Annotated in this window: 24 protein-coding genes and 3 tRNA genes; 16 read left to right on the top strand and 11 right to left on the bottom strand. The window is 67.4% G+C overall.

The genetic code is table 11. The features are described from left to right. Positions 1-26: 26 nt before the first annotated feature. From trmB to thiS, 3 genes are read right to left on the bottom strand one after another with little or no spacing between them, the layout of a single operon-like run. Positions 27-755: a tRNA (guanosine(46)-N7)-methyltransferase TrmB gene (gene trmB / locus F622_RS0112920; protein WP_019572107.1), complete on the bottom strand. Its 729-nt coding sequence runs from the start codon at positions 753-755 to the stop codon at positions 27-29. A 2-nt stretch (positions 756-757) separates the two neighbouring features. Next, complete coding sequence (locus tag F622_RS0112915; protein WP_018168745.1) at positions 758-1,561, bottom strand: thiazole synthase; 804 nt, start codon at positions 1,559-1,561, stop codon at positions 758-760. Positions 1,562-1,609: 48 nt separating this feature from the next. After that, positions 1,610-1,816, bottom strand: a complete 207-nt coding sequence (gene thiS, locus F622_RS0112910) for a sulfur carrier protein ThiS (RefSeq protein ID WP_018175889.1) — start codon at positions 1,814-1,816, stop codon at positions 1,610-1,612. A 65-nt stretch (positions 1,817-1,881) separates the two neighbouring features. Here thiS and F622_RS0112905 point away from each other — a divergent pair. The 3 genes from F622_RS0112905 (at position 1,882) to F622_RS0112895 (ending at position 2,624) form a co-directional block, all read left to right on the top strand. Further along, positions 1,882-1,955: transfer RNA gene (locus tag F622_RS0112905), tRNA-Gly, on the top strand. An 82-nt stretch (positions 1,956-2,037) separates the two neighbouring features. Next, positions 2,038-2,475, top strand: a complete 438-nt coding sequence (locus tag F622_RS0112900) for a Fur family transcriptional regulator (protein ID WP_018144889.1) — start codon at positions 2,038-2,040, stop codon at positions 2,473-2,475. Between the two features lie 73 nt (positions 2,476-2,548). Further along, positions 2,549-2,624: transfer RNA gene (locus F622_RS0112895), tRNA-Thr, on the top strand. Between the two features lie 28 nt (positions 2,625-2,652). Here the strand turns inward: F622_RS0112895 and F622_RS0112890 are convergent. After that, complete coding sequence (locus F622_RS0112890) at positions 2,653-3,948, bottom strand: DEAD/DEAH box helicase (RefSeq protein WP_019563036.1); 1,296 nt, start codon at positions 3,946-3,948, stop codon at positions 2,653-2,655. A gap of 115 nt (positions 3,949-4,063) precedes the next feature. Here F622_RS0112890 and trxA point away from each other — a divergent pair, with 115 nt between their 5' ends. Both trxA and rho read left to right on the top strand, forming a co-directional pair. Beyond that, positions 4,064-4,390, top strand: a complete 327-nt coding sequence (gene trxA, locus F622_RS0112885) for a thioredoxin TrxA (RefSeq protein ID WP_012983830.1) — start codon at positions 4,064-4,066, stop codon at positions 4,388-4,390. A gap of 189 nt (positions 4,391-4,579) precedes the next feature. Continuing rightward, a complete protein-coding gene (rho, locus tag F622_RS0112880; protein ID WP_018649579.1) occupies positions 4,580-5,839 on the top strand; it encodes a transcription termination factor Rho in 1,260 nt (419 codons plus the stop codon). A 364-nt stretch (positions 5,840-6,203) separates the two neighbouring features. Here rho and F622_RS0112875 read toward each other — a convergent pair whose 3' ends face one another. The 5 genes from F622_RS0112875 to rph form a co-directional block, all read right to left on the bottom strand. Beyond that, a complete protein-coding gene (locus F622_RS0112875) occupies positions 6,204-6,452 on the bottom strand; it encodes a transcriptional antiterminator, Rof (protein ID WP_018168682.1) in 249 nt (82 codons plus the stop codon). Next, positions 6,449-6,643, bottom strand: coding sequence for a CPXCG motif-containing cysteine-rich protein (locus tag F622_RS0112870; protein WP_018649577.1), 195 nt, complete (start codon positions 6,641-6,643; stop codon positions 6,449-6,451). The genes F622_RS0112875 and F622_RS0112870 overlap by 4 nt, the downstream gene beginning before the upstream one ends. Then, positions 6,643-7,911 carry a radical SAM family heme chaperone HemW gene (gene hemW, locus F622_RS0112865; RefSeq protein ID WP_019572106.1) on the bottom strand — a complete coding sequence of 423 codons (1,269 nt, stop codon included), beginning with the start codon at positions 7,909-7,911 and terminating at the stop codon, positions 6,643-6,645. The genes F622_RS0112870 and hemW overlap by 1 nt, the downstream gene beginning before the upstream one ends. Positions 7,912-8,192: 281 nt before the next feature. Further along, positions 8,193-8,816, bottom strand: a complete 624-nt coding sequence (rdgB, locus tag F622_RS0112860) for an RdgB/HAM1 family non-canonical purine NTP pyrophosphatase (protein ID WP_019572105.1) — start codon at positions 8,814-8,816, stop codon at positions 8,193-8,195. 7 nt (positions 8,817-8,823) lie between these two features. Beyond that, complete coding sequence (gene rph, locus F622_RS0112855) at positions 8,824-9,543, bottom strand: ribonuclease PH (protein ID WP_019568919.1); 720 nt, start codon at positions 9,541-9,543, stop codon at positions 8,824-8,826. A gap of 121 nt (positions 9,544-9,664) precedes the next feature. On the opposite strand from rph, the gene F622_RS0112850 reads away from it, so the two are divergent. The 5 genes from F622_RS0112850 to F622_RS0112830 all read left to right on the top strand — a co-directional run bounded on the left by F622_RS0112850 (position 9,665) and on the right by F622_RS0112830 (position 14,086). Then, positions 9,665-10,528: a YicC/YloC family endoribonuclease gene (locus F622_RS0112850; protein WP_019572104.1), complete on the top strand. Its 864-nt coding sequence runs from the start codon at positions 9,665-9,667 to the stop codon at positions 10,526-10,528. Positions 10,529-10,532: 4 nt separating this feature from the next. Further along, complete coding sequence (locus F622_RS0112845) at positions 10,533-10,751, top strand: DUF2835 family protein (protein WP_018144873.1); 219 nt, start codon at positions 10,533-10,535, stop codon at positions 10,749-10,751. Positions 10,752-10,893: 142 nt separating this feature from the next. Then, positions 10,894-11,325: an Hsp20/alpha crystallin family protein gene (locus F622_RS0112840; RefSeq protein ID WP_019572103.1), complete on the top strand. Its 432-nt coding sequence runs from the start codon at positions 10,894-10,896 to the stop codon at positions 11,323-11,325. Positions 11,326-11,817: 492 nt separating this feature from the next. Next, complete coding sequence (locus tag F622_RS0112835) at positions 11,818-12,723, top strand: DnaJ C-terminal domain-containing protein (protein ID WP_019572102.1); 906 nt, start codon at positions 11,818-11,820, stop codon at positions 12,721-12,723. A gap of 13 nt (positions 12,724-12,736) precedes the next feature. Beyond that, on the top strand, positions 12,737-14,086 hold the full coding sequence (locus F622_RS0112830; RefSeq protein WP_019572101.1) for a Do family serine endopeptidase: 1,350 nt from the start codon (positions 12,737-12,739) through the stop codon (positions 14,084-14,086). Between the two features lie 373 nt (positions 14,087-14,459). Here F622_RS0112830 and F622_RS0112825 read toward each other — a convergent pair whose 3' ends face one another. Both F622_RS0112825 and moaD read right to left on the bottom strand, forming a co-directional pair. Beyond that, complete coding sequence (locus F622_RS0112825) at positions 14,460-14,897, bottom strand: molybdenum cofactor biosynthesis protein MoaE (RefSeq protein ID WP_018649571.1); 438 nt, start codon at positions 14,895-14,897, stop codon at positions 14,460-14,462. Between the two features lies 1 nt (position 14,898). Continuing rightward, the gene (gene moaD, locus F622_RS0112820) at positions 14,899-15,132 is read right to left on the bottom strand and encodes a molybdopterin converting factor subunit 1 (protein ID WP_018939202.1); all 234 of its coding nucleotides are present in this window, start codon (positions 15,130-15,132) and stop codon (positions 14,899-14,901) included. A gap of 45 nt (positions 15,133-15,177) precedes the next feature. Here moaD and moaC point away from each other — a divergent pair, with 45 nt between their 5' ends. The 6 genes from moaC to def all read left to right on the top strand — a co-directional run bounded on the left by moaC (position 15,178) and on the right by def (position 19,966). Continuing rightward, positions 15,178-15,666, top strand: coding sequence for a cyclic pyranopterin monophosphate synthase MoaC (moaC, locus tag F622_RS0112815; protein WP_018938673.1), 489 nt, complete (start codon positions 15,178-15,180; stop codon positions 15,664-15,666). After that, the gene (locus tag F622_RS0112810; RefSeq protein WP_019572100.1) at positions 15,663-17,843 is read left to right on the top strand and encodes an AsmA family protein; all 2,181 of its coding nucleotides are present in this window, start codon (positions 15,663-15,665) and stop codon (positions 17,841-17,843) included. Before moaC ends, F622_RS0112810 begins: the two co-directional genes overlap by 4 nt. Positions 17,844-17,894: 51 nt before the next feature. After that, complete coding sequence (mutY, locus tag F622_RS0112805) at positions 17,895-18,953, top strand: A/G-specific adenine glycosylase (protein WP_019572099.1); 1,059 nt, start codon at positions 17,895-17,897, stop codon at positions 18,951-18,953. After that, positions 18,937-19,212, top strand: coding sequence for an oxidative damage protection protein (locus tag F622_RS0112800; protein WP_038032041.1), 276 nt, complete (start codon positions 18,937-18,939; stop codon positions 19,210-19,212). The genes mutY and F622_RS0112800 overlap by 17 nt, the downstream gene beginning before the upstream one ends. Positions 19,213-19,323: 111 nt before the next feature. Beyond that, a tRNA-Phe gene (locus F622_RS0112795) sits at positions 19,324-19,399 on the top strand. 30 nt (positions 19,400-19,429) lie between these two features. After that, the gene (def, locus tag F622_RS0112790) at positions 19,430-19,966 is read left to right on the top strand and encodes a peptide deformylase (RefSeq protein ID WP_019572098.1); all 537 of its coding nucleotides are present in this window, start codon (positions 19,430-19,432) and stop codon (positions 19,964-19,966) included. Positions 19,967-20,036: the final 70 nt, after the last annotated feature.

Here is a 20,036-nt window from a genome sequence, read left to right as displayed (position 1 = left end):
CCGACCCGGCATCGCGCCGGGTATCATCAGGCGGGTTCGTCGGTGCGCCGGTAGAGCAGATCGGCGACCTTGTGGCCGCGTTGCTCCCCGCGCCGTTCGAACTTGGTCACCGGGCGCTCCGGCGGCCGGCCGGGAGCCGGGATCAGGCCATCCGGCACGAACCATGGCCGGCATTCCTCCAGCACCACCATCATGTGTTCGGCGTATTCGGCCCAGTCGGTCGCCAGATGCAGCCGCCCGCCCGGCCGGATGCGCGTCGCCAGGTGGCGCACGAAGGCCGGCTGGATCAGGCGCCGCTTGTGGTGGCGCTTCTTGTGCCAAGGGTCGGGGAAGAACACCTGCACGCAGTCCAGGCTGGCGGGCGTCAGGTAGTGCTCCAGCAGTTCCACCGCATCGACGTCGCTGACGCGCACATTGGTCAGGCCGCGCTGCTCCACCTCGCGCAGCAGATGTCCGACCCCCGGCCGGTGCACCTCGGTCCCGATGAAGTCGCGTTCCGGTTGGTTCGCGGCCTGCTCGGCCAGGCTCTCGCCGTCCCCGAAGCCGATCTCCAGCGTCACGGGTGCCGTGCGCCCGAAAACGGAAGTCAGGTCCAGCGGTGCCGCGGGTTCCGGTAGCTGCAGGCCAAAGCGCGGTAACAGGTCGTCCAGTGCCCGCTGCTGGCCCGGCGTCAGCCGGCCCTCGCGGCGCACGAAGCTGCGGATACGGCGGTAGAACGGCTTGTCGTCCGTCTCGGCGTTGGCGTGGTCGCTCATGCTCAGCTGAAGAACAGGCCGGTCTGCGGCGAGGAGGCCGAGGCGTAGCGCCGCGGCGCCATGCGCCCGGCGCGAAAGGCCTGGCGCCCGCCGATGATCGCGTGGCGCATCGCCGAGGCCATCAGCACCGGGTCGTCGGCCGCGGCGATGGCGGTGTTCATCAGCACGCCGTCGCAGCCCAGCTCCATTGCGATCGCGGCGTCCGAGGCGGTGCCGACTCCGGCATCCACCAGCACCGGAACCGAGGCGTTCTCCACGATCTCGCGGATGTTGTAGCGGTTCTGGATCCCCAGGCCCGAGCCGATCGGCGCGGCCAGCGGCATGATCGCCAGGCAGCCGATGTCTTCCAGGCGCTTCGCCAGCAGCGGGTCGTCGGTGGTGTAGACCATCACGTCGAAGCCTTCGGCCACCAGCGTCTCGGCGGCCTTCACGGTCTCGAAGACGTCCGGGTACAGGGTCTTCTCGTCGCCCAGGACCTCCAGCTTCACCAGGTTGTGGCCGTCGAGCAGCTCGCGTGCCAGGCGGCAGGTGCGGATCGCATCCTCGGCATTGAAGCAGCCGGCAGTATTCGGCAGCAGCGTGTAGCGCTCCGGCGAGATCACGTCCAGCAGGTTGGGTTCGTCCGGGTTCTGGCCGATGTTGGTGCGGCGGATGGCGACGGTCACGATCTCCGCGCCGCTCGCCTCGATGGCGTCGCGGGTCTGGTCGAGATCGCGGTACTTGCCGGTCCCAACGAGCAGGCGGGAGGTGAACTCGCGCGTGCCTACGCGGAACAGGTCGTCGGCGGACGCGGCCGATTCGGTCATGGTCATTCCTTCGTTGAAAAGTGGTCGCAGGCCGGGCGGCTGGGCAATCTAGCCGCCCCCGATTGCCTGCACGATCTCCACGCGATCCCCGGGTTTCAGGGGATGGGCCGCGTGCTCGCTGCGCGGGACCAGCTCTTCGTTCACCTCCACCGCCAGACGGCGGCCGCCAAGGCCGCGTGCCTCGATCAGCGCGGCCAGGGTGGCCTCGCGATCATCGGGGAGTTCAAAGGGTTCGCCGTTCAGCTGAATCTGCATGGTTCTTCGACTGCTCAGTTTACCGTTGAGCCGGAGGCCGACAAGGCCTACAATCGGCGGCGCAAGCGGGTGTAGTTCAATGGTAGAACGGGAGCTTCCCAAGCTCTTAATGTGGGTTCGATTCCCATCACCCGCTCCATTCTATCAGGCTTCCCGGCCTCACCGGTCCCCGGAAAGCGGGATATGGACTTGCTCCAGATCCCTGTTATATCGTCGGAATCATGAACATCGACTCCAACAACCCGGATCTGCTTTCGGTCCACGCTGCGCGCGAAATGCTGCGCGAGCACGCGATCTCCCCGACCGAGCAGCGCGTCGAGATTGCCCGCGTGATGTTCGCCCGCCATCAGCACCTCAGCGCCGAGCAAATCCTCGGGCAGCTAATGCGGCATGCCTCGCGGGTGTCCAAGGCCACGGTGTACAACACCCTGAACCTGTTCGCCGAGAAGGGGCTGGTGCGCGAGGTCGTGATTGATCCGGCCAAGCTGTTCTACGACTCCAACCTGAATCCGCATCACCACCTGTTCCATACCGATACCGGGCAACTGGAAGACGTGGATCCGGCGCGGATCGACATCTCCGATCTGCCCGCCCTGCCGGAAGGCAAGGAACTCGAGGGTGTGGACGTCGTCTTCCGCGTGGGCCGCCGCCGCTCCTGAGCTGGTGATCGGTCGATTGTCCGGGCTCGCCGGATTGTGGTCGGCACCGGCCCTCGCTATCATGTCGCGCTTCGCCGGTGTAGCTCAGTTGGTAGAGCAATCGATTCGTAATCGATAGGTCGGAGGTTCGACTCCTCTCGCCGGCACCATCTTTTTCTGTGGTTTTCCCGCGTCCGCTCAGCCCCGGTTGCCGCTGCGCTGCGGGCGGCTGCCTCCGGGGCGGCCGCCTCCGCCGGAGCGTGGCCCACCGCGGCGATCGTCGCGCGGCTTGCGCGGGCGTGGCTTCGGCTTGACCGCATCCTGGAACAGGCGTGCCGGGTCCACGCTCGCGGTGGGGATGCGCTCGCCCAGATAGCTCTCGATATCCGGCAGGTAGAAGGCCGAGTCCTCGCAGCCGAAGCTGATCGCGTCACCTTCGGCGCCCGCACGTGCGGTGCGCCCGATACGGTGCACGTAGTCCTCGCCGGACTGCGGCAGATCGAAGTTGAAGACATGCGTGACCGCCGGGATGTGCAGCCCGCGGGCGGCCACGTCGGTCGCCACCAGGTAGGTGTATTCTCCAGCGGCGAAGTGTTCCAGCAGCTGCGAGCGCTTGTTCTGCGGCACGTCGCCGGACAGCAGCGCGGCCTTCTGGTCGTTCACGTTCAGCCAGTCGCAGACCTTCTCGGCGCCGTGCTTGGTGTTCACGAACACGATGGCGCGCTCCGGCTTGAGGTCGCGTGCGAGCCCGAGGAGCAGCGGGATCTTTTCGTCGTTGGCCGGGTAGTAAATCACCTGGCGCACGCGGTCGGCAGTCAGGGTCTCGGCCTCGACCTGGACCTTTTCCGGATTGTTCATGTGCTCGTACGCCAGCTCCATCACGCGGAAGGACAGCGTGGCGGAGAACAGCATCGACAGGCGTTCGCTGGCCGGCGCGCAGCCACGCATCAGAAAGCGCACATCCTTGATGAAGCCGAGATCGAACATGCGATCCGCCTCGTCCAGCACCACCACCTCCGTATGCTTGAGCCCGAAGACCTTCTGCTTGAAGTAGTCGATGATGCGTCCGGGCGTGCCGATCAGGATGTCGGCGCCGGCCTCCAGCTGTTCGCGCTGGCTGTCGTAGCCGGTGCCGCCGTAGGCCAGCGCGAGCTTCAGCCCGGTCTCGGCGCCCAGCGATTCGGCATCCTTGTGGATCTGGATCGCCAGTTCGCGGGTCGGGGCCAGGATCAGGGCGCGCACGTCCGTGGGCCGCCGGTTGGGCGAAGGCTGCTGGCGCAGCAGGCGGTTGAAGGTCGCGATCAGGAAGGCGGCCGTCTTGCCGGTCCCGGTCTGGGCCTGGCCGGCGACGTCGTGGCCGGCCAGCGCGATCGGCAGGGTCTGTGCCTGGATCGGGGTGCAGGTTTCGAAACCGGTGGCGCGGATGCCCGCCTGGACGGGTTCGGGCAGATCGAGCTGGTCGAAGCGGGGTGTGTCCTGCACGGTTTCGGTCATGGGGTTCCTCGGTTCCTGCGTATTACTTGAACTGTCCGGCGTTGATCGTCGATAGTAAGGGCCGTGCAGCCGGCGGTGCGGGCTGCTCCCCCAACCCAAGTCATGAGGGCTCGGAGTGAGCGACAAAATTGTGTACACATCGGACGCCGGTTTCGACGAGGACGTCCTGAAGGCGGATCAGCCGGTCCTGGTGGACTACTGGGCCGAGTGGTGCGGGCCCTGCAAGATGATCGCCCCCATTCTGGACGAAATCGCCGAAGAATACGCCGGCAAGGTCAAGGTCGCCAAGCTGAACATCGACGAGAACCCGTCCACGCCGCCGAAGTACGGCATCCGCGGGATCCCGACGCTGATGCTGTTCAAGAACGGCGATGTCGAGGCCACCAAGGTCGGTGCCCTGTCCAAGTCGCAGCTGACTGCGTTCCTGGATCAGCACCTGTAACACCCGGGCCTGGCGGTTAACCGCCAGGCCTCGCAGGCGCCCGGCTTCACCGGGGTTGCCCCGCGCCGCCGCCTCGCTTACCATCGAACCAGTTCGAGTGGCCGCCAGGCCATTCCCTGCCTCCTTCCAGTCAATCCGAGTGACCACCCCCGGTCGCCGATCATCCACGTTGAACACAGCATCCCACGCATGAATCTGACCGAATTGAAGCGGATGTCCGCTGCCGATCTCGTGGCCTTTGCCGAAGAAAAAGGCATCGAGAACATGTCCCGTGCCCGCAAGCAGGAGATCATCTTCGCCCTGCTCAAGGCTCACGCGAAGAGCGGCGAAGCCATCTTTGGCGACGGTGTCCTCGAGATCCTCTCCGACGGCTTCGGCTTTCTCCGCAGTGCCGACAGCTCCTATCAGGCCGGGCCGGACGACGTCTATGTCTCGCCCAGCCAGATCCGACGCTTCGGACTGCGCACCGGCGACACCATCTCCGGCAAGATCCGCCCGCCCAAGGACAACGAGCGCTACTTCGCGTTGTTGAAGGTCTCGGAGATCAACTTCGAGCCGCCGGAGAACGCCAAGCACAAGGTGCTGTTCGAGAATCTCACCCCGCTGCATGCCAACAAGCGCATGCGCATGGAGCGCGGCAATGGCTCCACCGAGGACATCACCGCGCGGATCATCGACATCGTCTCGCCGTTCGGCAAGGGCCAGCGCGGCCTGATCGTCTCCCCGCCCAAGGCGGGCAAGACGCTGATGCTGCAGAACATTGCCCAGAGCATCGCCGGCAACTACCCCGAGTGCTATCTGATCGTCCTGTTGATCGACGAGCGCCCGGAAGAGGTCACCGAGATGGACCGCATGGTCCAGGGCGAGGTCGTCTCCTCCACCTTCGACGAACCGGCCCAGCGCCACGTGCAGGTCGCCGAGATGGTGATCGAGAAGGCCAAGCGCCTGGTCGAGCACAAGCGCGACGTGGTGATCCTGCTGGATTCCATCACCCGCCTGGCGCGCGCCTACAACACCGTCTCGCCCAGCTCCGGCAAGGTGCTCACCGGTGGTGTGGATGCCAACGCCCTGCATCGCCCGAAGCGCTTCTTCGGTGCCGCGCGCAACGTGGAAGAGGGCGGCAGCCTGACCATCATCGCCACCGCACTGGTCGAGACCGGGTCGAAGATGGACGAGGTGATCTACGAGGAGTTCAAGGGCACCGGCAACATGGAGCTCCAGCTGGAGCGCCGCATCGCGGAGAAGCGCATTTATCCTGCGATCAACGTGAACCGTTCCGGCACCCGCCGCGAGGAGCTGCTGACCGCACCCGAGGAGCTGCAAAAGCTCTGGATCCTGCGCAAGTTCCTGCACGGCATGGACGACATCGAGGCCATGGAATTCCTGCTCGGCCGCATGCAGTCGTCCAAGACCAATTCCGAATTCTTCGACCAGATGAAGCGCAGCTGACAGGGGGCGGGCGCAGCCCGCCCCCTGTCAGCGCGAGCGCCAGCGAAGCGATCGCCCCACGCAGCCCCGGTCCCTCCCGGCTTGGCGCTCCGAGCCCTCCTGGTTGCCCGCAGAGGGCACGGAGCGCATAGAGAAGGCCCATTCTGGTCCAGCGGGATTGCAGGGCTGTTGATTCGCAGGGGATGGCAAGTTGCCGGAAGCCCGGTTACGGCGTACCCCAAAAGGGTCCACGCCTTCCGCGTTGTGCATGATCCAGCGGTGTCTACCGCCCCCGACAACCCCTGCGCCTTTCTCCGTGTCCGCTGTGCCCTATGTGGTGCGGCGATCAGACGAGCCACCTCGCCGGTCGCAGCCCGGATGGCGTTCAGCCCGGGACCGGCTCGAAGCTGATCAGCCGGTCCAGGCGCCACCATTGCCGCCGGCCCTCGGCGTCACGCAGGATCAGGTACTCCGCGCTGCGCCGGGTGCGCAAGTCCAGCGGCCGCACGATCGCGATGCGGTCCATCTCCCCGCGGCGCCAGTGCGTGCGCAGGGACTGACCGCGCAGGATGGCCAGCTCCAGCTCGGAATAGCGCTCGCAGTCGATCGGGGTATACGGTGGCGCGGCGCTCACTCGCCCTCCCGCTGGGCAGCGACGCGCGGAATCTCCTCGTCGCCGGCATCCTCGCGGCGGAACACGATGGGGGCACAGCACACCGCGCAGTCCTCGACCCATTCGCGGTCATTGCTGACCATGTCCACCGTGATCTCGCCGGGCTCGCCGCACCAGGGGCAGGCGAAATCAACAAACTCGACGGGACGCATTATCGACCCTCCTCCCGGCCCGCGGGCCAGGCTATCGGCGTGGCGATCGAGTCCTGCGGAGTCCCTTCCGGAAGAAAACGCTCCAGCACGTCATTAAGAAACGCCAGGCCCCGTTCCGTGGCCTGCACGCGCTCCGTATCCGCCCCCAGCAGCCCGTCCGCGCGCAGTTCGGAAAGCGCCGGCTCGAGCGTCGCCAGCGGCAGGCCGCAATGCGCCTCGAAGCTCGCGGCCGGAACACCTTCCACCAGTCGCAGCGCGTTCAGCATGAACTCGAAGGGTCGCTCCGCCGTCGGCACGGTCTGATCGTTGTGCTGCTGCGGCCCGGCGAGATAGGCCTCCGGCTGGCGCGGCTTCACCCGCCGCAGGATCGTGCCATCGTGCACCTGCGTCAGCTTGCCGTGGGCCCCGGCGCCAATGCCGAGATAGTCGCCGAAGGTCCAGTAATTGCGGTTGTGGCGACATTCCTGCCCCGCGCGTGCATAGGCGGATATCTCGTATCGAGTATAGCCAGCCGCCGCCAGATGGGACTGGCCGCGGGTGAACAATTCCTCGATTGTGACGTCCTCCGGCAGTTCGGGTGGGCGCGCCGCGAACAGGGTGTTCGGCTCGAGGGTCAGCTGATACCAGGAGATGTGCCCCGGGTCCTGTTCGATGGCCGCTTGCAGGTCCGCCAGCCCGGCCGCCACCGACTGACCCGGCAGGCCGAACATCAGATCCAGATTGATCGCCTCGAAGCCGGCGGCGCGGGCGTGCTCCACCGCGTCGCGGGCCTCGGTGGCGCCGTGGATGCGGCCCAGCCGAGCGAGCATCGCATCGTCGAAGCTCTGGACACCCAGCGACAGCCGATTGACCCCGGCCTCGCGGTAGCCGCGAAAGTAGGCGCGATCGGCGGTGCCAGGGTTGGCCTCCAGGGTCACCTCGCAGTCCGGGCGCAGCGGCAGCCGGGCACGCAGACCGGACATGAGAGCGTCCAGCGCCTCCGGCGGGAACAGGCTCGGGGTCCCGCCACCGATGAACACACTCTCCAGCCGTCGCCCCCATACATCCGGGAGCTGGCCCTCCAGATCCCGCAGCAGCGCCGCCACGTAGTCGTCGAACGGCGCCTCGCCGCGGGGCTCGTGGGAGTTGAAGTCGCAGTACGGACACTTGCGCACGCACCAGGGCAGGTGCACGTACAGCGCCAGTGGCGGCGGATGGATCAGGGCGGAGTTCATGTGCGGAGCATAGGCGAGCCCCCGGGTGGCGTCGAAAGCACCCAGTCCCGTCATTGCGGCCTCCGACGCCTGGGTTTTCGCGCCGATCGCCACGGCGCTTCGCGCCTCGCGATGACGGTGACCGGAATCACGGTCATCGCGAGCGCCCCAGGCGCGCGGCGATCTCCCGGGCCGGACCCCGACGCGGGCCCGAATATGCGCCGGGGTATCGTCGGGAGGTTGCCACGGCCCCTGCGGGGCCTCGCAACGACGGGCACAAAGACACCGTTATCACGAGGCGCGCAGCGCCGTGGCGATCTCCCTGGATGCGCCCCGGAGCCAGGCAGGACCGGGTGTCAGGCCGTCGGGTTGCCCATACGGTTGCGCAGGCTGGCCACAAGCTGTTGCAGGGCCTGGCCGCGGTGGCTCAGGCGGTTCTTGGTCGCCGGGTCCAGTTCGGCCGAGGTGCAGCCTTCCTCCGGAACGAGGAACAACGGGTCGTAGCCGAAGCCCTCGGCGCCGCTGGCCTGCTCGGCGATGCGTCCGGGCCATACGCCCTCGGCGATGATCGGGGCCGGGTCCTCGGCGTGTTCCAGGTACACCACCACGGCGCGGAAACGCGCACCCCGCTGTTCCGGTGGCACGCCTTGCAACGCCTCCATCAGCCGCGCGTTGTTGGCGGCATCGTCGGCGTCCGTACCGGCGTAGCGCGAGGAGTAGATCCCCGGCTGGCCGCGCAGGGCCTCCACCTCCAGCCCGGAGTCGTCGGCGATCGCTGGCAGCCCGGTATGCCGGGCGGCGTTGCGCGCCTTCAGGATGGCGTTCTCCACGAACGTCAGGCCGGTCTCCTCGGCCTCCGGCACGCCATGCTCCGATTGTGGCTCGACCGCCAGGCCCAGCGGCTCCAGCAGGGTGCGGATCTCGCGCAGCTTGCCGGGGTTGCCGGTGGCCAGCACCACGCGCCGCGGTTCGCCCGTCATGCCTAAATCAGCCTTCGGCCAGAACGGCGCGCTGGGCGTCGCAGATCTCGCGGATGCCCTTCTCGCCCAGATCCAGCATCTGGTCCAGCTCGTCGCGGCGGAAGGCGTGGCCCTCGGCCGTGCCCTGGATCTCGATAACCCCACCGGCCTCGTTCATCACCAGGTTCAGGTCGGTCTCGGCCTGGGAGTCCTCGTCGTAATCGAGGTCCAGCACCGGCGTGCCATTGAAGATGCCCACGGAGACCGCTGCCAGGTGCCCGTGCAGCGGGTCCTTGCGGATCAGGCCCTGTTCGCGTGCCTTGCGGATGGCATCGCGCAGCGCGACGTAGGCCCCGCTAATCGCGGCCGTGCGGGTGCCGCCATCGGCCTGGATCACGTCGCAGTCGACGATGATCTGGCGTTCGCCGAGGGCCTCGAGATCGACCGCGGCACGCAGCGAGCGCCCGATCAGGCGCTGGATCTCCATGGTGCGACCGCCCAGCTTGCCCCGGGCGGCCTCGCGCACCATGCGCTCGTGGGTGGAGCGCGGCAGCATGCTGTATTCGGCGGTGACCCAGCCGCGGCCCTTGTTCTTCAACCACGGCGGCACGCGCGACTCCACCGTGGCGTTGCACAGCACGCGCGTGTCCCCGAATTCCACCAGTACGGAACCCTCCGCGTGACGGGTGAAATGGCGGGTAAAACGCACGGCGCGCATCGCGTCGGCTGCTCGGCCACTGGGTCGCATGCTGTGATCCTTGCTAGATTTGAGAGGGGCGCAGTATACGGGCCATGAGTGTAGTGCGTCGCCCAGTGGGGTAACGCACTACACTCATGCCTTGCGCAGCAGGGACCGCAACGGGGGAATAATGATTACCAGCATGACCGGATTTTCCCGGCACGCCATCACCCTGGACGGGGGCGTGTTCGACTGGGAGCTCAAGAGCGTCAATCACCGCTACCTGGAGCTGCGGATCCACCTGCCGGATCACCTGCGCTCGCTGGAGGCCGAGGTGCGTAAACGCCTCAAGGGCCACTTGGCACGCGGCAAGGTGGACGTGGTGCTGCGCGACCGGGGCCAGGCGGACAACGCCCCGGAGGCCTTCGATCAGGAGCGCGCGCAGGCACTGATCGATGCCTGCGCGGCGATCGAGCGAAGGATGCGCAATCCGGCCCCGGTCTCGCCGCTGGACGTGCTGAGCTGGCCCGGCGTCCTGCAGGGCGCCTCGGATGCCGGCGAGGTCCTGGCGGAGCCGCTACTGGCCGGCTTCGACACCGCGCTGGAGGCCCTGGTCGCGATGCGTACGACGGAGGGGGCGGCCCTGGCCGATGGCATGCGCACGCGCCTGGAGGCCCTGGCGGAGCATGCCCGGACGGTCCACTCGCGGCGTCAGCCGATGCTCGACGAGCAGCGCGAACGCATCCTGGCGCGCATCCGCGAACTGGACCTGCACCTGGACCCGAAACGCCTGGAACAGGAGGTCGCGTTGCTGGCCCAGCGCATGGATATCGCCGAGGAGCTGGATCGCATCGACGGTCACGTGGCGGCCGTGCGCGAGATCCTGGACCAGGGCGGGCCCAGCGGTCGGCGGCTCGACTTCCTGATGCAGGAGTTCAACCGCGAGGCCAACACCATCTCCTCCAAGTCGCACGATCTGGAGATCACGCGTGCCACAGTGGAAATGAAGGTCCTGATCGAGCAGCTGCGCGAGCAGGTGCAAAACCTGGAATAGCGCGATGCGCCGGTTTCGCCTGCGCCTGGCGATCTCGCGCCAGGAGATGGAGGACTACTACACTGGCCGCGCCGCAGTGGTCTTTGCGCAGGCCGACAGCGGCGAAAGCGTGCAATTCCCGGCGCGGCTGCTGCGCAGCCATCTGGATCAGCGCGGCGTGCATGGCGTGTTCGAACTGATCACCGACGATGACTACAAGCTGAGGGAGTTTCGCCGTGTGTAAGGGAGGCGTTCCTCAGCCTGCACAATCGGCGCGAGTGCGGGCCAGTACAGTGAGCGCCGTCTCTCTCAGGCCCTTGAAAACGCGGGAAGTGTCCCCTAACTGTAAGGGTGAGTCAGATGACACCCACACAGGAGGGAATGCCATGACCATGACCCGCTACGAACCGTTCAGCCTGCTCGGTCAACTGTCGCGCGAACTTGGGCGCATGCCGGACCTGCCCGGCGCCGAGGACTCTTCCGCGACCTCAGACTGGGCCCCCGCGGTAGATATCCGCGAAGAGACCGATGCCTACGTGCTGCATGCCGATATCCCCGGGGTAGACCCGAAGGACATCGAACTGAACATGGAGAATGGCGTGCTGACCCTGCGCGGCGAGCGCAAGCACGAAAGCGAGGAAGAGAAGGATGGCTACAAGCGCATCGAACGCGTGCGTGGCACGTTCTTCCGCCGCTTCTCGCTGCCGGATACGGCGGATGCCGAAAACATCTCCGCGCGCAGCGAGAACGGCGTGCTGGAGGTGCGCATCCCGAAGCAGGCCCGCGTGCAGCCGCGCCGGATCCAGATCGAGAACTGATCCGGCCTCACGTGCCCGGTGGGGATGCTCGCCCACCGGGCGAGACACGGGCGCTGCCCCGGGTTCCACCCGCGGTGGCGCCCGTTTTTTTGAACCTTGGGAGGCACGGATCTTTTTCTGCGGCTCCTGTCTCCCGGGGTGACAGCCGCATCCCGGCTATCATGGGCTAGGGAAACACTGATCAATGTACACACTCGCGTTGGTACCCCAGGTTTTCCGAGACAAGGCGCGGCGTGCAGCGGGTAGTGGTTCTACCCGCAAGCGGCGCAACGCAGGATCGGGGAACCTGGGGTACCAACCCCGAAGGGGCTCGGCCGCTTTTGCGCGCGCACGGCGTTGCGGCTCCTTTGTGCAGAGTGACTGCACGGCAGTCGCCGCGCCTTGTTCGCACGCAAAAGCGACTCGAGCGCGAGCGTGTACATTGATCAGTGTTTCCCTAGGCGGGATCCGGGTGTCACCCGAGGACGCAGCCGCAATCGCTCGAGGAAAGCAATGGAATACAAGGACTACTACAAGATCCTCGGTGTGAGCCGCGACGCGAGCCAGGACGAGATCAAGAAGGCCTATCGCAAGCTGGCGCGCAAGTACCACCCGGATGTCAGCAAGGACCCGGACGCCGAGACCCGCATCAAGGAGGTCAACGAGGCCTACGAGGCCCTGGGCGACGCGGAAAAGCGCAAGGCCTATGACCAGCTGGGCTCTAACTGGCGCCAGGGGCAGGACTTTCGTCCGCCGCCCGGCTGGGACGGTCGGGCGCAATACGGCGGTGCCCGCGGGGGCGCCGATGCCGGCGGCTTCTCGGACTTCTTCGACTCGATCTTCGGCGGTGGCGGCATGGGTGGGGGGCGTCGCCGTGGTGGGGCCGGCTTCAACATGCGCGGCGCCGACCGCGAGGGGCGCGTGGACATCAGCCTGGATCAGGCGCTCAAGGGCACCGAGGTCTCGGTTCAGGATGCCGAGGGCCGGGTGCAGCGCGTGCGCATCCCCGCCGGGGCCAAGGATGGCTCGCGCCTGCGGGTGCGCGGCCAGGGCGACCCGGGCGTTGGCAGTGGTGGCGCCGGCGACCTGCTGCTGGAGATCCGGGTGAAGCCGGACAATCGCTACACGCTGGACGGTCGCAACCTCTACCGCGACATCCCGATCACCCCTTGGGAGGCCGCGCTGGGCGCGACGATCGAGGTGCCCACGCCGCATGGCTGGGTCAACCTGAAGGTCCCGGCCGGTACCCAGTCGGGCAAGCAGATGCGCCTGAAGGGCAAGGGACTGCCGGGCAAGCCACCGGGTGATCTCTACCTGAAGCTGCTGGTGCAGGTCCCGCCGGAGGACGAGGCCGGTGACTGGTACCGCAAGATGGCCAAGGAGTCGTCCTTCGCCCCGCGCGCCAACCTGGCGCCCTGATCGAGGATCGCCCATGCGTCGGCTGGTTCCCCTTCTGATCCTGGCCCTGGCCCTGCTCGGGGCCGCACCGGCCGCCGCCCAGCTCCCGGCCGCGGTGGACGGTCAGCCCCTGCCCTCCCTGGCGCCGATGCTCGAGCGCACCATCCCCGGAGTGGTGAACATTGCCACCCGCGCGCGGGTCGTGGAGTCGGTCAGCCCGCTGTTCGACGACCCCTTCTTCCGCCGGTTTTTCGATGTCCCCGAGCGTTCGCGTGAACGGGAACGCCAGGGTCTGGGCTCCGGCGTGATCGTGGACGCCGAGGCCGGCACCATCCTGACCAACAGCCACGTGATCGCGCGCGCCGACGCGATCCTGGTCACGCTCTTCGATGGCCGCCAGTACGAGGCCGAGGTGGTGGGCACCGACCCGGCCACCGACGTCGCCGTGATCCGCATCGACGCGGAGGACCTGCAGGCGATCCCGCTGGCGGACTCCGACGCCCTGCGCGTGGGCGACTTCGTGGTCGCCATCGGCAACCCCTTCGGCCTCGGCCAGACAGTGACCAGCGGCATCGTCAGTGCCCTGGGCCGCAGCGGACTGGGTGGTGACGGCTTCGAGGACTTCATCCAGACCGATGCCTCCATCAACCCTGGCAACTCCGGCGGGGCGCTGGTCAACCTGCGTGGCGAGCTGGTCGGAATCAATACCGCCATTCTCGCGCGCGGCGGGGGCAACATTGGCATCGGCTTCGCGATCCCAGCCAACATGGCCAGCCAGATTCGCGACCATTTGCTGGCGGAGGGTCGCGTGGAGCGCGGCGCGCTGGGAGTGGAGATGCAGGACCTGACCCCGGCGCTGGCGCAGGCCTTTGGTCTGGACGTGTCGCAGGGGGCCGTGATTACGCGGGTGGTGCGTGAGTCCGCCGCCGAACGTGCCGGCCTCCAGAGCGGAGATATCGTGCTGCGGGCGGACGACCAGCCGGTGCGCAGCGCCGGCGATCTGCGCAACCGGCTCGGCCTGCTGCGCGCCGGTTCCGATGTGCGCCTGGATGTCCTGCGCGACGGGGCCGAACAGCGGATCGTGGCCCGCCTGGATCGCCCCGAAGAGCGGCGCATCGAGGGCGCGGCCGTGCATCCGCGGCTGGAAGGTGTTCGCTTGTCCGAGGCCACCGGGCGTGACGGGGGTAGTCGCGTGGCTGTGATCGCGGTGGAGCCCGGCACCCCGGGGGCGCGCGCCGGCCTGCGCGCGGGCGACGTGTTGCTGGCCATCAACCGCCAGCGCATCCAGCGCCTGTCCGACCTGCCGCAACAACTGGCCGCACACCAGACCCTGGAGCTGCAACTGCGTCGCGGCAACCAGACCCTCTTCCTCACCCTGCGCTGAGGACCGGCCGTGTTCCATTGCGCCCAAGGCCGCGCGCAACTCCGTCACCCGGCGCACCCCCGTGTCCACTGTTAAGCCGGCCTTATCCTCCGGCCCACCCCGTCATCCCGGCCGGAGCGAAGCGGAGAGCCGGGATCTCCCGCGCTGGAGCCTCCGCGGACGCCCGGCTCATCTCCGGCGGTGGCGATCCCGGATAACCGCTGTGCGGTTTCCGGGATGACGATGTGGGGGCGGCCGGGATGCCCCATGTCCTGAGCTGTGGGTCCCGTAGGAGCCTGCTTGCAGGCGAATGCCCCTGCCCGCGTCCGACTTTGGCAGGAGCATTCGCCTGCAAGCAGGCTCCTACAAGGGGGGGGCGAACAGCGGGTGGCGTTCAGAAACCCGGGGTGTTTTTCTCCACCCAGCGGTCGGTGCCGTCGGCCAGGGTCTCGCGTTTCCAGAACGGGGCCTCGTGCTTCAGGCGTTCGAGGATGTCACTGCAGGCGTCGCGGGCGGCGATGCGGTGGGCGGACCAGGTGGCCACCAGCACCAGGGCATCGCCGGGACGCACATCGCCGACGCGGTGGGCCACATGGCAGCCCAGCAGCGGCCAGCGCGCCTCGGCCTCGGCGACGATGCGCTCCAGCTCGCGCTCGGTCATCCCCGGATAGTGCTCCAGGAACAGGCCGGTCACGTCCTCGTCTTCGTTGAAGTCGCGCATGCGGCCGACGAACACGCTGGCCGCGCCGCGGGCGTTCGCCGGGATGGCCTGTTCGGCCTGGCGGACGACCTCCCAGGGATCGAAATCGCCGGTATAGATCTCGACCGCCACCCTAGCCCCCGGTCACCGGCGGGAAGTAGGCGACCTCGTCGCCATCGCGTACCGGGGTATCCAGGCTCGCCTGTTCCTGGTTGACCGCGGCCATCAGGCGTTCCGGGGGGGCATCCTGGTGCAGGTGCCGCCACAGCTCGCCGACGGTCAGGCCTTCTCCGGGCAGGGCCACTTCTTCGCCCTGGCGGCCCAGTTCCTCGCGCAATCGCGCGAAATAGTGAACGCTTACGGTCATTCCGGCCCCTGTAAAGATAACTGCGAGTCAAGCATTATAGCCGGCATGAACGAATTCACTCACTTCGATGCCGAAGGCCATGCGCACATGGTCGATGTTGGCGAAAAGTCCGTCACCCATCGCGTGGCGATCGCCGAGGGCCGGATCCACATGCAGGCGGACACCCTGCAGCGCATCCGCGAAGGCCGCCATGCGAAAGGGGACGTCCTGGGTATTGCCCGCGTGGCTGGCATCATGGGGGCCAAGAAGACCGGCGACCTGATCCCGCTTTGCCACCCGATCGGACTGACCCGGGTGGCCCTGGAGCTGGAGACGGAAGACACCGCCGTGCGCGTGCAGGCCACCTGCGAGGTGCACGCCCGGACCGGGGTGGAGATGGAGGCGCTGACCGCCGTGTCCACCGCGCTGCTGACGGTCTACGACATGTGCAAGGCCGTGGACCGCGGCATGCAAATTGATGGTGTTCGCCTGCTCGAGAAACGCGGGGGCCGCAGTGGCACCTGGCGGGCCGAACCGAAAGGAGATTCCGAATGAAATGGATCAAGCGCCTGCTGGGCCTGATCGCCGTACTGATCCTGCTGGCCATCATCGTGGCCGCCTACCTGCTGATCACCTTCGATGCCAATGACTACAAGGAGCGCATCGAAGCGGAGGTGCAGGAAGCGACCGGTCGCGAGTTGACCCTCTCCGGGCCGATCGGCCTGACCCTGTTCCCCAGCCTTGGGCTGCGTCTGGAAGAGGTGCGTTTTGGCAATGCCGAGGGCTTTGGCGACGAGCCGTTCGCCGAGGTCGACGTGGTGGATGTCGCGGTGGCGGTGATGCCGCTGCTGCGCCGCGAGCTGGAGGTCCAGCGCGTGCAGGCCGACGGTGTGCGCCTGAACCTGGCACGCGACGAGCAGGGCCGCAACAACTGGGACGACCTGCTGGATCACGCGGGCGCCGCCCGCGACGAGGCCGTGGGTGCGGATGACGACGAGCGCACCACGACCGAGACGCGGCTGGCCCTGCAGCGCATCGACGTGGCCGGAATCTCCCTGACCAATACCCGGGTGCACTGGGATGATCGCGAGACCGGCATGCAGGCCACCCTGGACCCGTTCGAGCTGCAGATTGGGCGCTTCCGCCCGGGCGTCGAGACGCGGCTGGATCTGGAAGCGGTCGTGCGCGCCGAGGGCGGCGATCTGGCCGAACCCGTGGAGCTCGCGCTCGACCTCGGCGGGCTGATGAACGTCGACCTGCTCAACGAGCGCTACTCCGTGCGTCGTCTGAACGCCACCCTGGGCCTCGACGGTGGTGGCTTGCCGCGCGCCGTGGGCATGACCCTGGAAACCGATGTCGCCCTGGAAATGGCCGACGCGATGTCCCTGCGCCTGGAGCGTCTGACGCTGGGTGTCGCCGGCGTGCGCATGACCGGGTTTGCCGAGCTGTCCGAGCTGGATGGCGAGCAGCCGCAGATCCGTAGCGAGATGCGCACCAACACCTTCAACCTCAAGGACGTGTTGACGGACCTGGGAATGGACGCCCCCAAAACCAGCGATCCGGATGCCCTGGCCCGGGTTGCCCTAGACCTGTCCGCCCACGGCAGCTTCCAGGCGTTGAACATGGACCCGTTCCTGATCACCGTGGATGACGCCATGCTGAGCGGTTCCGCGGGCTGGGATGGCCGCGGCGAACGCCCGCTGATCACCTTCGATGTCTCCGGCGAGCGCCTGAATCTCGACCGCTACCTGCCGCCGGAAGTGGAAGAGGCGCGCACGGAAAACGGCAATGGCAATGGCGAAGCCGACGAGGATATCGCCATCGAGTTGCCGCTGGAGGCCCTGCGCAGCGTCGATATGGATGGCAGCGCGGCGCTGGGCCGCCTCGACGTGATGGGCATGGTCCTGCGCAACATCGAGCTGCAGATCCGCGCCGAGGCCGGTGACTGGAATATCCAGCCCCTGAATGCCGAGGCCTACGGCGGCGAGCTGAGCAGCCGCCTGCGCCTGGATGCGCGCCACGATGCCCCGCGCTACGAGCTGGCGGCCGACCTGCAGGCCCTGGATATCGGGGCCCTGCTGGAAGACTTTCAGGGTGACGATGCGCGCCTGATGGGTACCGGCAACCTGGAGCTGGACATCGCCACCCGGGGCGAGCTCCTGAGCGAGCTGAAGGGTGCCCTGAACGGCTCCGGCAACATGCGCTTCGAAGATGGCGCGGTTCGCGGCATCAACGTGGCCCAGATCATCCGCCGGGCCGAGGCGCGCCTGCGAGGCGAGCAGCTGGAAGAAGACGAGCCCAACCAGACCGATTTCAGCGAACTGACCGGCAGCTTCACCATTCGCGACGGCATCGTGCGCAACGAGGACCTGGCGGCCAGCTCGCCCCTGCTGCGGGTGAGCGGCGAAGGCCAGGCCGACCTGAACGACGACACCCTCGACTACCGCGTGAATACCACCGTGGTGGGTACGCTGGAGGGCCAGGGCGGCCGGGAACTCGACGATCTGCGCGGCGTGATGCTGCCGATCCGCATCAGCGGCACGTTCACCGACCCGAGCTTCCGTCTCGACCTGGAGGATGCCCTGCGGGACCGCTACGAGGACGAGGTCCGCGAACGCGTGCAAGAGGAAGAGGATCGTGTCCGCGAACGCCTGGACGAGGAAGAAGAGCGCGCTCGCGAGCGCATCGAGCAGGAGTCCGACCGGCTTCTGGATCGCTTCCGCAGTCGCTGAGCACCCGCGGCGCCCGCCCCCGGTGCGGGTGCCGCCATGGTCGATTCGCCCATGAACGCCTTCGCCGAGCGGCTGCTCGCCTGGTTCGATCGCCACGGTCGCCAGGACCTGCCGTGGCAGCATCCGCGCACGCCCTATCGGGTGTGGGTCTCCGAGATCATGCTGCAGCAGACCCGGGTGGAGACCGTCGTCCCCTACTTCCAGCGCTTCATGGAGCAGTTCCCCGACGTGCAAAGCCTTGCCGCGGCCCCGCAGGACGCCGTGCTGCACCAGTGGTCGGGGCTGGGCTACTACGCCCGTGCACGCAACCTGCATCGGGCCGCGCAGGTGGTGGTCGAGGACCACGGGGGCGTGTTCCCCGCCGATCGCGAGGGCCTGGAACAACTGCCGGGCATCGGGCGCTCCACTGCCGCCGCCATCATCGCCCAGGCGCACGATGCGCCCGAGGCCATCCTGGATGGCAATGCCAAGCGCGTACTCGCCCGTCACGCGGCGATCCACGGCTGGCCGGGCAGTACCGCCGTCCAGCGTGAACTGTGGGCCGAGGCCGAGGCGCGTACCCCTGCCACACGCTGCGCGGATTACACCCAGGCGATCATGGACCTGGGCGCCCTGCTCTGTTCTCGCAGCCGCCCCGCCTGTGAGGCCTGCCCGGTGCACGTGGACTGCGGCGCCGCGCAGCAGGGCCTGACCGGCACGTTGCCTTCGCCCCGGCCGCGCCGCGATCTGCCCACACGCACGCGCTGGGCCGCCTGTCTGCGGGCACCGGAGGGTATCGCCTTGATCCAGCGCGAACAGGACGGCATCTGGGGCGGGCTCTACAGCCTGCCAGAGGCCGAAACCGCCGAGGCCCTGGAAGACTGGGTGCTCGTTCAGTGGCCCGGTGCCACCCCGTCCGGTGCCGATCACGGGCTCCAGCACAGCTTCAGCCACTACCGCCTGGATCTGCGCATTCGGCCCTTCGACCTCCCGGCTGGCGCGTGTGGGATCATGGAAGGCAACAGGGTGATTTGGTATAAACCCGGCACATCACGGGCGGTCGGCATCCCGGCCCCCATCCAGCGTTATCTGCACGACGACAAGGATCCCGGCAATGGCACGAACCGTTAACTGCGTGAAACTCGGCAAAGAGGCGGACGGGCTCGACTTCCCGCCCTATCCCGGCGAGATGGGCAAGAAGATCTACCTGAACGTGTCCAAGGAGGCCTGGCAGGCCTGGCTGAGCCACCAGACCATGCTGATCAACGAATACCGCCTGACCCCGGTCGACCCCAAGGCGCGCAAGTTCCTCGAAGAGGAAATGGAGAAGTTCCTGTTCGGCGACGGTTCGGAAAAGCCGGAAGGTTTCGTCGACCCGAACGCCTCCTGAGTCGCAGTTTTCCGCGGCTCGTATCGATCTGGCGGCCCCGCGCGCTTGACGTGGGGCCGCCGGACGGCTTTAATACCGCCCTTCGTCCGCAGGACGATTCCCCCGAAGTATGGCCGGGTAGCTCAGTCGGTAGAGCAGGGGATTGAAAATCCCCGTGTCGGCGGTTCGATTCCGTCCCCGGCCACCATTATTTCCCCCTTGTGGCACCATCTTTCCCATGAGCGTTCGCCATATCCTGCGCATGGGACACCCCGACCTGCGTCGCGTCTGCGACCCGGTACCCGAATCCGATTTTGACAGGCCCGACCTGCACGCCTTGGTGGACGACCTAGTCGACACCATGCACGCCAACGAAGGGCTCGGCCTGGCCGCCGCCCAGATCGGTGTGCCTCAACGCGTTGCCGTGATCGAGATCGAGCCCGGCAATAGCCGCTACCCCGATGCCGTGCCCACCGGCCGCCTGGTTCTCGTCAACCCGGCCGTGACCGTGCTCGACCCGACGCCGCAGCGCTACTGGGAAGGTTGCCTCTCCGTACCCGGCCTGCGTGGCGAAGTCGCGCGCCCCCGCCACATCGCCGTGGACTACCGCGAGCCGGATGGAACACCCCGCCACCTGGAACCCGAGGGCTTCCTCGCCACCGTCTTCCAGCACGAGATCGACCACCTCGACGGCAAGCTCTACATCGACCGCGTCACCGACACGAGGCGCCTCGCCTTCCTCGACGAATACCGCGAATTCCACGCCACTGACTGACGGTGCGGATGTGCTACCGCTTTACGTTCGCACTTCCAGGCGAACCATCCACTCCGTCCTGCATTCCGGG

Source organism: Thioalkalivibrio sp. ALMg3, assembly GCF_000381225.1.
Taxonomy (GTDB): domain Bacteria; phylum Pseudomonadota; class Gammaproteobacteria; order Ectothiorhodospirales; family Ectothiorhodospiraceae; genus Thioalkalivibrio; species Thioalkalivibrio versutus.
The sequence above is the reverse complement of the archived record's forward strand: the minus strand, read 5'-3'. Positions and strand labels throughout refer to the sequence as shown.